The following is a 12,099-nucleotide window of genomic DNA, read 5'->3' on the forward strand; positions in this document are numbered from 1 at the left end:
TTGGCACCTGCGTCGATTGTAGGAGCGCGCCGTGCGCGCGAATCTCGGACAAGGTCCGCTCCTACGAGGCGTCGACGTCAGATCGTGGCCAGCGCCTGCGCCAGATCGGCGCGCAGGTCCTCCACATCCTCCACCCCCACCGACAACCGCACCAGGCCATCGCCAATGCCCAGCTCCGCTCGGGTCGCCGGCGGGATAGTGGCGTGGGTCATGATCGCCGGGTGTTCGATCAGGCTCTCGACGCCCCCCAGGCTCTCGGCCAGGGCGAATATCTGCACGTTCTCCAGGAAACGCTTGGCGCCAGCCAGATCGGTGGCGAGGTCGATGGATATCATCCCGCCGAAGCCGTTCATCTGCCGCTTGGCCAGTTCGTGCTGTGGGTGCGACGGCAGCCCCGGGTAATGCACACGCTTCACCTGCGGCTGCCGCTCCAGCCACTGCGCCAGCTCCAGCGCATTGCTGCAGTGGCGATCCATGCGCAAGGCCAGCGTCTTAACGCCGCGCAGGGTGAGGAAGGCGTCGAAGGGGCCGGCGATGGCGCCCACGGCGTTCTGCAGGAAGCCCAGGCGCTCGGCCAGCTCCGGGTTGTCGCCGACCACGGCGATGCCGCCGATGACGTCCGAGTGGCCGTTCAGGTACTTGGTCGTCGAGTGCACCACCACATCGAACCCCAGCTCCAGCGGACGCTGGATACGCGGGCTGGCGAAGGTGTTGTCGGCCACGCAGAGGATGCCGCGGCTGCGGCACAGGCGGGCGATGGCCTCAAGGTCGGCCAGGCGCAGCAGCGGGTTGCTCGGGGTTTCGATCCACACCATGCGGGTTTCCGGCCGCAGGGCCGCCTCGATGGCCGACAGGTCGGTGAGATCGACGAAGCTGAAGTCATGCCCGGCGCTGCGCCGCCGCACGCGCTCGAACAGGCGGAAGGTGCCGCCATAAATGTCGTTGCCGGAAACGATGTGCGAGCCGGCGTCGAGCAGTTCCAGGGTGGCCGAGATGGCTGCCAGCCCTGAGGCGAAAGCAAACGCCTTGCTGCCGCCTTCCAAGTCCGCCACGCAGCGCTCCAGTGCCCAGCGCGTAGGGTTGTGCGAGCGGCCGTAGTCCAGGCCCTTGTGCACCCCGGGGCTGTCCTGCAGGTAGGTGGAGTTGGCGTAAATCGGCGGCATCAGCGCGCCGGTGGAGGGGTCGGGCGCCTGGCCGGCGTGGATGACCCGCGTGGCGAAACCGCGCGGCTGGTGCGAATCCTGGCTCATGCGAGCGTTCTCCTGAGGTGGTTGAGCAGATCGAATCGGGTAATCAGGCCGTGGAAGCCGCTGCTGTCGGCGATGATCGCGACCAGGCCGCGATCCAGTTCGGCCTGCAGTTCGGCGAGGCTGGCGTCCGGGGCCAGGGTTTCCAGGTGGGTGGTCATGGCGCTGGCCACCGGCTTGCGGAAGTGCGTGGCGTCGGCGTGCACGCCAAGCAGGATGTCGGACTCGTCGATGACCCCGGCCAGCTTGCCCTGCTCCAGCACCGGCAGCTGCGAGACATCGGCGAGGCGCATGCGCTGGAAGGCGGTCAGCAGGGTATCGCCGGGCCCGACGCTGACCACCCGGCCATCCTCGAAGCGCCGCGCGATCAGGTCGCGCAGGTCGCCGTAGTGCTTGCGCTGCAGCAGGCCCTGGTCGGTCATCCACTGGTCGTTGTAGACCTTGGACAGGTAGCGCGTACCGGTATCGCAGACGAAGCTGAGCACACGCTTGGGCTCTGTCTGCTCACGGCAATAGCGCAGCGCCGCGGCTAGCAAGGTGCCGGTTGAAGAGCCGCCAGGAATACCCTCGGCGCGCAGCAGCTCGCGGGCGTGGGCGAAGCTCTCCTCGTCGCTGATGGAGTAGGCGTGGCGCACGCTGGAGAGGTCGGCGATGGAGGGAACGAAATCCTCGCCGATTCCCTCCACCGCCCAGGAGCCGACTTCACCGAGGGTGCCGCTGCGCACGTACTCGGCCATCACCGAGCCCACCGGGTCGGCGAGGACGAACTCCAGTTTTGGCTGCACCCGCTGGAAAAAGCGCGTGAGTCCGGCGAGGGTACCGGCCGAGCCGACACCGACGACGATGGCGTCGAGGTCATGGCCTGTCTGCTGCCAGATTTCCGGAGCAGTGCTGGTTTCGTGGGCCAGGGGGTTGGCCGGGTTGTTGAATTGGTCGGCGAAGAAGGCGCCGGGGATTTCCGCAGCCAGGCGCGCCGCGACATCCTGGTAGTACTCGGGGTGGCCCTTGCCGACATCGGAGCGGGTGATGTGCACCTCGGCCCCCATGGCCTTGAGGTGCAGCACCTTCTCGCTGGACATCTTGTCCGGCACCACCAGCACCACCCGGTAGCCTTTGGCGCGGCCGACCAGCGCCAGGCCCAGGCCTGTGTTGCCGGCCGTGGCTTCGACGATGGTGCCGCCGGGTTTCAGGCGGCCATCGCGCTCGGCCGTCTCGATCATGGCCACGCCGATGCGGTCCTTGATGGAGCCGCCGGGGTTCTGGTTCTCGAGCTTGAGGAAGAGCGTGCAGGGGCCTGTATCGAAGCGGGTAACGCGAACCAGGGGTGTGTTGCCGATCAGGTCCAGTACAGCGGGGCGGGAATCGTTGCTCATGGCGCAGCTCCTTCTGGCGCCGTGGGGATTGCCCGCCGGCGCGGCCTTCTGGGTCTGTCCCCACCTTAGGCCGGGGGTGCTGCCCTCGCCAGGCTGGCACGACGAAAAAGCCCGCCGGGTGGCGGGCTTTCTGGCAGGGATTCCTTACAGGCGCTGCGGTCCGTTGCGTTCGGATATCTGGGCGTTGAGGGTCCAGAAGTCGTATAGCACGCCCAGCAGGAACAGGCCGCCGGTGAGCAGGTAGAGGATGCCGGTGAGCCACTTGCCCATGTACATGCGGTGCACGCCGAACACACCGAGGAAGGTCAGCAGGATCCAGGCCACGCTGTAGTCCAGTGCGCCGCTGCGATAACGCAGGTCGGCCTCGTCGTCCATCGACGGGATAAGGAAGAGGTCGATGATCCAGCCGATGAAGAACAGTCCGAGGGTGAAGAACCAGATGGTCCCGCTGATTGGCTTGCCATAGTAGAAGCGGTGCGAGCCGGTGAAGCCGAACAGCCAGAGCAGGTAGCCGATCAGCTTGCTGTGGGTATCGGGGGAATTGGACATGCGGCACTCCTGCGCGACGAAAGCGGAATGACGCGGACGCTGGGTACAGCATCCGCGGCAAGGAACGGGAGAAGGCGGCCCGTCGACGGGCCGCGGGGATCAGCGGAAGCGGCGGTTGGGGTCTTCGTCCATCTCCAGGGTCAGGCCCTGGGTCATGGTCGACAGGTGGTCGGCGTCGGTTTCCGACCCCAGCTTGATCATCAGGCGCAGGTCGTTCGCCGAGTCGGCGTAGGCCAGGGCGTCTTCGTAGGTAATCTCGCCCTGGGAGTACAGCTGGTACAGCGCCTGGTCGAAGGTCTGCATGCCCTGCTCGGTGGAGCGCTTCATCAGCGGCTTGAGCTCGTGCACCTCGCCCTTGCGGATCAGATCGGCGGCCAGCGGGGTGTTCAGCAGCACCTCGATCACCGCGCGGCGGCCCTTGCCGTCCGGCGTCGGGACCAGTTGTTGGGCGACGATCGCCTTGAGGTTGAGGGACAGGTCCATCCACACCTGCCCGTGCCGGTCGGCGGGGAAGAAGTGGATGATCCGCTCCAGCGCCTGGTTGGCGTTGTTGGCGTGCAGCGTCGCCAGGCACAGGTGGCCGGTTTCGGCGAAGGCCACGGCGTGGTCCATGGTCTCGCGCGAACGCACCTCGCCGATCATGATCACGTCCGGCGCCTGGCGCAGGGTGTTCTTCAACGCTACTTCGAAGGAGTCAGTGTCGAGGCCCACTTCGCGCTGGGTGACAATGCAGCCCTGGTGCTGGTGGATGTACTCGATCGGATCCTCGATGGAGATGATGTGCCCGGTGGAGTTCTTGTTGCGGTAGCCGATCATCGCCGCCAGCGAGGTGGACTTACCGGTACCGGTGGCGCCGACGAAGATCACCAGGCCACGCTTGGTCATGGCCAGCTTCTTGAGGATCTCCGGCAGCTTGAGGTCGTCGATGGTCGGGATGTTGGTCTCGATGCGACGCAGCACCATGCCCACCAGGTTGCGCTGGTAGAAGGCGCTGACGCGGAAACGGCCGATGCCGCGCGCGCTGATCGCGAAGTTGCACTCGTGGTTCTCGGCGAAGTCGCGGCGTTGCTGCTCGTTCATCACCGACAGCACGGTCTCGCGGGTCTGCTCCGGCGACAGTGGGTTCTTGGTGACCGGCAGGACCTTGCCGTTGACCTTCATCGACGGCGGCACGCCAGCAGTGACGAAAAGGTCGGAGGCGCCCTTCTCCACCATCAGGCGTAAAAGTTTCTCGAATTCCATGGTCGTACCCGTGTGGTTCACGCGCTCAGTGCGACTTCAACGGAGCGGCGGCGTGTGGCGCGCTCCCTGCGCCGGGCGCTAGGCCCGACGACTCAGAAGTTTTCCGGAATCTTGGCTTTTTCCTTGGCTGCATCGCGGGTCACCAGGCCCTTGGCGACCAGCCCCTTGAGGCACATGTCGAGGGTCTGCATGCCCAGCGCGCCGCCGGTCTGGATCGCCGAGTACATCTGCGCCACCTTGTCCTCGCGGATCAGGTTACGGATCGCCGGGGTGCCGATCATGATCTCGTGGGCCGCGACACGGCCGCCGCCGATCTTCTTCAGCAGGGTCTGCGAGATCACCGCCTGCAGCGATTCGGAGAGCATGGAACGGACCATGGACTTCTCCTCGGCGGGGAACACGTCGACGATACGGTCGATGGTCTTGGCCGCGGAGGTGGTGTGCAGGGTGCCGAATACCAGGTGGCCGGTTTCCGCGGCGGTCAGCGCCAGGCGGATGGTTTCCAGGTCGCGCATCTCGCCGACCAGGATGATGTCCGGGTCCTCACGCAGGGCCGAGCGCAGCGCCTCGTTGAAGCCGAGGGTGTCGCGGTGCACCTCGCGCTGGTTGACCAGGCATTTCTTCGATTCGTGGACGAATTCGATCGGGTCCTCGACGGTGAGGATGTGGCTGTACATGGTGTTGTTCAGGTAGTCGAGCATCGCTGCGAGCGAGGTCGACTTGCCCGAACCGGTCGGACCGGTGACCAGCACCAGGCCGCGCGGCACGTCGGCAATGCGCTTGAACACCTCGCCCATGCCCAGGTCTTCCATGCTCAGGACCTTAGAGGGAATGGTCCGGAACACCGCACCCGCGCCGCGGTTCTGGTTGAAGGCGTTGACCCGGAAACGCGCGACGCCAGGGACTTCGAAGGAGAAGTCGGTCTCGAGGAATTCCTCGAAATCCTTGCGCTGCTTGTCGTTCATGATGTCGTAGATCAGCGCGTGGACCTGCTTGTGCTCGAGGGGCGGCAGGTTGATCCGGCGAACATCGCCGTCGACGCGGATCATCGGCGGCAGGCCGGCCGAGAGGTGCAGGTCCGAAGCGCCTTGCTTGGCGCTGAAGGCGAGCAACTCGGTAATATCCATGGGACTCCCCAATCCAATGCAAGCAGGTAGAATGCCGCTGATCTTGCAGCAGCCGGGCCGTAGAGCGCAGGTAATGTCCACGATAGCAGAGAATATTGCAAAGGTTCGCGCACGCATCCGTGAGGCGGCGCAAGCTACGGGACGCGATCCCGAGGGCGTGAATCTGCTGGCGGTGAGCAAGACCAAACCGGCCGCGGACGTGCGCGAGGCATATGCCGCCGGGATGGCCGATTTCGGCGAAAACTACCTGCAGGAGGCGCTGGCGAAACAAGCCGAACTGGCTGACCTGCCGCTGACCTGGCACTTCATCGGCCCCATCCAGTCGAACAAGACCCGCCCCATCGCCGAGCACTTCCAGTGGGTGCATTCGGTCGATCGCCTGAAGGTCGCCGAGCGCCTCTCCGCTCAGCGTCCGGCGCACCTGCCGGCGCTCAACGTCTGCCTGCAGGTGAACGTCAGCGGCGAGGACAGCAAGTCCGGCTGCAGCGCCGCGGAACTGCCGGAGCTGGCCCGCGCCGTTGCTGCCCTGCCAAACCTGAAACTGCGCGGGCTGATGGCGATTCCCGAACCCACCGAGGACGTCGCCGCCCAGCGCGCGGCTTTTGCCCGCCTGCGCGAACTCATGACTACGCTGGATCTCGGCCTGGACACCCTGTCCATGGGCATGAGCCATGATCTCGAAGCCGCCATCGCCGAAGGTGCCACCTGGGTACGCATCGGCACCGCGCTGTTCGGCGCACGCGACTACGGCACCCACCCTTAGATAAAGGAAAGCATTCCATGAGCAATACCCGCATCGCTTTCATCGGCGCCGGCAACATGGCCGCCAGCCTGATCGGTGGACTGCGCGCCCAGGGCGTACCCGCCAAGCAGATCCGCGCCAGCGACCCGGGCGCCGACCAGCGCGCGAAGATCGCCGCGGAGCACGGCATCGAGGTCTTCGAGGACAACGCCAGCGCCATCGCCGGCGCCGACGTGGTCGTCCTGTCGGTCAAGCCGCAGGTCATGAAGCAGGTCTGCGAGCCCTTGGCCGCGCTGCTCGAACCGGGCCAGTTGATCGTTTCCATCGCCGCCGGCATCCCCTGCGCCAGCCTGTCGCGCTGGCTGGGCACCGAACTGCTGGTGCGCTGCATGCCCAACACCCCGGCCCTGCTCGGCGAAGGCGCCAGCGGCCTGTACGCCACCTCCCAGGTCAGCGCCGCGCAGCGCAAGCAGGCCGAGCAACTGCTGGGCGCCGTGGGCATCGCCCTGTGGCTGGAGGAGGAGAAGCAGATCGACGCGGTCACCGCCGTTTCCGGCAGCGGCCCGGCGTACTTCTTCCTGTTGATGGAAGCCATGACTGCCGCCGGCGAGAAGCTCGGCCTGAGCCATGAAGTGGCTTCCCGCCTGACCCTGCAGACCGCCCTGGGCGCCGCGCGCATGGCGCTCGCCAGCGACGTCGACCCGGCCGAACTGCGCCGCCGCGTGACCTCGCCCAAGGGCACCACCGAAGCCGCCATCACTGCCTTCCAGGCGAATGGATTCGAAGCACTGGTCGAACGCGCGCTGAATGCCGCCGACCACCGCTCGGCCGAGCTGGCCGAACAACTGGGGCAATGAGGAGCCTTCCATGACCGGACTTTCCACCGCCGCCATCTACGTCATCCAGACCCTCGGCAGTCTGTACCTGCTGATCGTCCTGCTGCGCTTCATCCTGCAGCTGGTGCGCGCCGACTTCTACAACCCGCTCAGCCAGTTCATCGTGCGCGCCACCAAGCCGCTGCTGAACCCGCTGCGCCGGGTGATTCCGGGCTTCGGCGGTATCGACCTGGCCTCCCTGGTGCTGGCCATCCTGGTGCAGCTGGTGCTGATGATCGTCACCCTGCTGCTGATGGGCTACGGCGTCGGCGGCTTCATCTTGCAACTGCTGGTGTGGTCGGTGATCGCGGTGACCTCGCTGTTCCTCAAGGTGTTCTTCTTCGCCCTGATCGTCAGCGTGATCCTCTCCTGGGTCGCCCCGGGCAGCTACAACCCCGGCGCGCAGCTGGTGAACCAGATCTGCGAACCGATGCTGGCTCCCTTCCGCAAGCTGCTGCCGAACCTCGGCGGGCTGGATCTCTCGCCGATCTTCGCGTTCATTGCGCTGAAACTGATCGACATGCTGGTGATCGGCAACCTGGCGGCCATGACCCGCATGCCGCAAATTCTGAGCCCCTTCATGTAAAAGGGAGCTGCTGCGCGTCGGCGATACAGCGTTGGAAACAGCCGGTGATTGCTCATTTACTGCATGTAAACTGCGCATCCCCGGCTGTTTCCGCCTCGTCTCGCTCTAGCTCGCGAGCTCCATGAGACAGGTAAGCAAATGAGCTTCTATCGCTGGGACGGCGAGGACCTGCTCCTCGACGTCCACCTGCAGCCCAAGGCGAGCCGCGACGAGTTCGCCGGGCTGCATGGCGAGCGCCTGAAGATCCGCCTCACCGCGCCCCCCGTCGAAGGCAAGGCCAATGCGCATCTCCTGGCCTTCCTCGGCAAGGCCTTTGGCGTTCCGAAGAGCACGGTCGTGCTCGAAAGTGGCGAGCTGAACCGCCAGAAGCGCGTGCGCATCCCGCGCCCGACGCAGCTTCCGGCGGAGCTGGGGATTACCGCTCGGTCACATTGACCGACCTTACATGCCGGAATGTGATGAAGGCCAATTGACGCCATACGACTTCGTCGCATAATCCCGCCATTCCCCCCTGCGCAGGATGCGCCAGCCATAGGAACCGCCTGGATGAGCATGGAACGTCTCACTCAGCAGATCGACGCGTACGTCACCTGGAAGCGGGACCTGATCCGGGACATCACCCGCTATCGCACCTGGCTGGAGCGCTGCCGGCTGAATTCGCCGGACATCGAGAATCGCCTGGAGCGCGCGCTGCGCCTGCTGCGCCTGGACCACATCACCCTGGCCTTCGTGGGCGAGTACTCCCGCGGCAAGACCGAGCTGATCAACGCACTGTTCTTCGCCGACTACGGCCAGCGTATGCTGCCGTCCCACGCCGGGCGCACCACCATGTGCCCGACCGAGCTGTTCTTCGACACGAACTCCGAACGCCCATACATCCGCCTGCTGCCCATAGAGACCCGCGTCGCCGACGCCAGCATCGCCCAGTTCAAGCGCGTGCCGCGGCACTGGGTGAACATCCCGCTGGATACCTCCGACCCGGCCAACATGGCCCAGGCCTTCGCCCAGGTGGCGCGTACCAAGGCGCTGCCGGTGGAACAGGCGATCCAGCTCGGCTTCCTGCCGGACATGCTGGAAAGCACCGGGCGCCCCGGCATGGTGCTGGTTCCGGCCTGGCGCCACGCCCTGGTCAACTTCGACCACCCGCTGCTGCGCCAGGGCCTGCGCATCCTCGACACGCCGGGGCTGAACGCGCTGGGCAGCGAGCCCGAGCTGACCCTGTCTATGCTGCCCGCCGCGCAGTCGGTGATCTTCCTGCTGTCCGCCGACACCGGCGTCAGCGCCTCCGACATGGCCATCTGGCAAGACCATGTGCACCAGCTCGGCGAAGACGGGCAGTGCAACCTGTACGCCGTGCTGAACAAGATCGACGTGCTCTGGGACGATCTCGCCGGTGACGCCTTCGTCAACAACGCCATCCAGCGCATCCGCGACATCACCGCCCGCCAGCTGGGTATCGACCGCGAGGACGTCCTGCCGCTGTCGGCCAAGCAGGCGCTGCTGGCCAAGGTGCGCAAGGACCGCGAACTGCTCGCCCGCAGCCAGCTCGAGGACCTCGAGACGCTGCTCTGCGAGCGCATAGTCGCGCAGAAGGAACGCCTGGTAGAGGACGCGGTGGTCAACCAGGTGCTGGCCCTGCTGAACAACAGCCAGCACACCCTGCGCCACCGCCTGGAGCGGGTCCGCGACCAGCAGCAGATGCTCGCCGGCCAGCAGCAGGACAACGGCCAATTGCTGTTCGAGCTGACCGCACGGACCAAGGACGACCACAGCCTGCACCATCGCCGCCTGCTCAACCTGAAGACCAACCAGCGCCTGCTGCGCCGCCAGGGTGAGCTGCTACGCCAGACAGTGAGCGCCGAACGCCTGGAGCAACACCTGGCGCGGGCGCGCGCGAAGCTCACCGGCAGTTGGACGACCCTGGGCATCAACCAGGCGATCCTGGCGTTCTTCCATGCCGTCGAGGGCGACCTGCACACCCTGGCCCACGAAGCCGGGCTGGCCAATCGCATGGTCGAAGCCATCTACCTGCGGCACAACCAGGAAAACCCGCTGCACGGGCTGGACGCGCCGCGCCTGAACGTCGAGCGCTACCTGGACGAGCTGACCCGTCTGCAGGCCAAGGCCGACCGCTTCCGCCTGCACCTGAAGACCCTGCTTACCGAGCAGCGCGTGCTGACCCGGCGCTTCTTCGCCACCCTGGCGCAGGAAGTGATCCTCCTGCACCAGCGCCTGCGCGAAGACGTCGACCAGTGGGCCGGCGATGCGCTCATGCCGCTGATGCAGTACACCCTCGAGAACAAGCAGTTGCTGGAAACCCACATGCTGCGCCTCAAGGCCCTGGCCCAGGAAACCCAGCAGGCGCGGCAGCGCGCGCTGCTCATGGAGCGCTACCAGCAGGAGCTGGAAAAGCAGCTCGCCGAAGCCTCCGACATCCTCCGCCTGCTGCGCCGCCCTTCGCCCTTGCAGCGCCAGGCACGCGTGGTATCCCTGCCCGGCTCGCAACGCGCCTGAGCCGGCGGCTTGCCGCAGGGGGCGGTGCTCTTTAGACTGGCGCCCTCCTTTTTTTCGTGAGCTGGGTCGATGCCCACAGTCTTCCCCGAAGATTCCGTCGGTCTGGTTTCGCCCCAGACGCTGCACTTCAGCGAGCCACTGCTACTGGCCTGCGGCAAGACACTGCCCGAATACCAGCTGGTGATCGAGACCTACGGCGAACTGAACGCCACGGCGAGCAACGCCGTGCTGATCTGCCATGCGCTCTCCGGCCATCACCACGCCGCGGGCTACCACAGCACCGATGACCGCAAGCCGGGCTGGTGGGATAGCGCCATCGGCCCCGGCAAGCCCATCGACACCCGCAAGTTCTTCGTCGTCGCGCTGAACAACCTCGGCGGCTGCAACGGCTCCACCGGACCGACCAGCGTCAATCCAGAAACCGGCCGCGTCTATGGCGCCGATTTCCCGGTAGTCACGGTGGAAGACTGGGTCAACAGCCAGGCCCGCCTGGCGGATCGCCTGGGCATAAAGCAGTGGGCCGCAGTTGTAGGCGGCAGCCTGGGCGGCATGCAGGCACTGCAGTGGACCATCGCCTATCCGGAGCGCGTGCGGCACTGCCTGTGCATCGCCAGCGCGCCCAAGCTCTCGGCGCAGAACATCGCCTTCAACGAAGTGGCGCGCCAGGCGATCCTTTCCGACCCGGAGTTCCTCGGCGGCCACTTCCAGGAAAAAGGCGTGATCCCGCGCCGTGGCCTGGGCCTGGCACGCATGGTCGGGCACATCACCTACCTGTCCGACGACGCCATGGGCGAGAAATTCGGCCGCGACCTGAAGTCCGAGAAGCTGAACTACGACCTGCAGAGCGTCGAGTTCCAGGTCGAGAGCTACCTGCGCTACCAGGGGGAGGAATTCTCCACGCGCTTCGACGCCAACACCTACCTGCTGATGACCAAGGCGCTGGATTATTTCGATCCGGCCTCTGCGCATGGCGGCGACCTGACCCGCACCCTCGCCGGGGTGAAGGCGGACTTCTGCCTGATGTCCTTCACCACCGACTGGCGCTTCTCCCCGGCGCGCTCGCGGGAAATCGTCGACGCCCTGATCGCGGCGAAGAAGAACGTCAGCTACCTGGAGATCGACGCCCCGCAAGGCCACGACGCCTTCCTCATGCCGATCCCCCGCTACCTGCAAGCCTTCAGCGGTTACATGAACCGCATCAGCGTATAAAAGGAACGCCATGCGCGCCGACCTGGAAATCATCCAAGACTGGATCCCCGCCGGCAGCCGGGTACTCGACCTCGGCTGCGGCGACGGCGAACTGCTGGCCTGGCTGGGCAAGCACAAGCAGGTCACCGGCTACGGCCTGGAGATCGACGGCGAAAACATCGCCAAGTGCATCGAACGCGGGGTCAACGTCATCGAGCAGGACCTCGACAAGGGCCTGGGCAGCTTCGCCAGCAACAGCTTCGACGTGGTCGTCATGACCCAGGCCCTGCAGGCCGTGCATTACCCCGACAAGATCCTCGAAGAGATGTTGCGGGTCGGCAAGACCTGCATCATCACCTTCCCCAACTTCGGCCACTGGAACTGCCGCTGGTACCTGCTGCGCAACGGCCGCATGCCGGTGTCGGAGTTCCTCCCGTACACCTGGTACAACACGCCGAACATCCACTTCTGCACCTTCAAGGACTTCGAGGCGCTGTGCCGCGAGAAGCGCCTGCGCGTATTGGATCGCCTGGCCGTGGACCGTGACCACCGTCATCGCTGGGTCTGCCGAGTTTGGCCTAATCTGTTGGGTGAGATCGGCATCTACCGGGTTAGCGGTCCAGGGGTGCCGGATGCCCGCATCGCCGTCTGAGGCG

Annotated in this window: 12 protein-coding genes; 7 read left to right on the top strand and 5 right to left on the bottom strand. The window is 65.8% G+C overall.

What is annotated here, in order from left to right; genetic code table 11:
• Window positions 1-77 precede the first annotated feature (77 nt).
• The 5 genes from ACA097_RS10570 to pilT form a co-directional block, all read right to left on the bottom strand.
• The gene (locus ACA097_RS10570) at window positions 78-1,250 is read right to left on the bottom strand and encodes a cystathionine gamma-synthase (RefSeq protein WP_160285642.1); all 1,173 of its coding nucleotides are present in this window, start codon (window positions 1,248-1,250) and stop codon (window positions 78-80) included.
• Window positions 1,247-2,620 (bottom strand): cystathionine beta-synthase, encoded by a 1,374-nt coding sequence (locus ACA097_RS10575; protein ID WP_043248618.1) that lies wholly within the window; start codon window positions 2,618-2,620, stop codon window positions 1,247-1,249. Before ACA097_RS10575 ends, ACA097_RS10570 begins: the two co-directional genes overlap by 4 nt.
• A 144-nt stretch (window positions 2,621-2,764) precedes the next feature.
• A complete protein-coding gene (locus ACA097_RS10580) occupies window positions 2,765-3,169 on the bottom strand; it encodes a TM2 domain-containing protein (RefSeq protein ID WP_043248616.1) in 405 nt (134 codons plus the stop codon).
• Between the two features lie 99 nt (window positions 3,170-3,268).
• A complete protein-coding gene (pilU, locus tag ACA097_RS10585; protein WP_043248615.1) occupies window positions 3,269-4,411 on the bottom strand; it encodes a type IV pilus ATPase PilU in 1,143 nt (380 codons plus the stop codon).
• Window positions 4,412-4,503: 92 nt separating this feature from the next.
• Complete coding sequence (pilT, locus tag ACA097_RS10590; RefSeq protein ID WP_043248613.1) at window positions 4,504-5,538, bottom strand: type IV pilus twitching motility protein PilT; 1,035 nt, start codon at window positions 5,536-5,538, stop codon at window positions 4,504-4,506.
• 73 nt (window positions 5,539-5,611) lie between these two features.
• Between pilT and ACA097_RS10595 the strand changes: the two genes are divergently transcribed.
• From ACA097_RS10595 to metW, 7 genes are all read left to right on the top strand, one after another.
• On the top strand, window positions 5,612-6,301 hold the full coding sequence (locus ACA097_RS10595; protein WP_043248610.1) for a YggS family pyridoxal phosphate-dependent enzyme: 690 nt from the start codon (window positions 5,612-5,614) through the stop codon (window positions 6,299-6,301).
• A 17-nt stretch (window positions 6,302-6,318) separates the two neighbouring features.
• On the top strand, window positions 6,319-7,137 hold the full coding sequence (gene proC, locus ACA097_RS10600; RefSeq protein WP_371370087.1) for a pyrroline-5-carboxylate reductase: 819 nt from the start codon (window positions 6,319-6,321) through the stop codon (window positions 7,135-7,137).
• 10 nt (window positions 7,138-7,147) lie between these two features.
• Complete coding sequence (locus ACA097_RS10605) at window positions 7,148-7,741, top strand: YggT family protein (RefSeq protein WP_043248606.1); 594 nt, start codon at window positions 7,148-7,150, stop codon at window positions 7,739-7,741.
• 138 nt (window positions 7,742-7,879) lie between these two features.
• Entirely contained in the window at window positions 7,880-8,176 is a 297-nt protein-coding gene (locus tag ACA097_RS10610) for a DUF167 domain-containing protein (RefSeq protein WP_043248605.1), read from the top strand.
• A gap of 111 nt (window positions 8,177-8,287) precedes the next feature.
• Window positions 8,288-10,255, top strand: coding sequence for a dynamin family protein (locus ACA097_RS10615; RefSeq protein ID WP_371370088.1), 1,968 nt, complete (start codon window positions 8,288-8,290; stop codon window positions 10,253-10,255).
• A 69-nt stretch (window positions 10,256-10,324) separates the two neighbouring features.
• Window positions 10,325-11,464, top strand: coding sequence for a homoserine O-acetyltransferase (locus tag ACA097_RS10620; RefSeq protein ID WP_160285638.1), 1,140 nt, complete (start codon window positions 10,325-10,327; stop codon window positions 11,462-11,464).
• A 10-nt stretch (window positions 11,465-11,474) separates the two neighbouring features.
• A complete protein-coding gene (gene metW / locus ACA097_RS10625) occupies window positions 11,475-12,095 on the top strand; it encodes a methionine biosynthesis protein MetW (protein ID WP_043248599.1) in 621 nt (206 codons plus the stop codon).
• Window positions 12,096-12,099: the final 4 nt, after the last annotated feature.

Source organism: Pseudomonas sp. QL9, assembly GCF_041409665.1.
GTDB classification, from domain to species: Bacteria; Pseudomonadota; Gammaproteobacteria; order Pseudomonadales; family Pseudomonadaceae; genus Pseudomonas; species Pseudomonas knackmussii.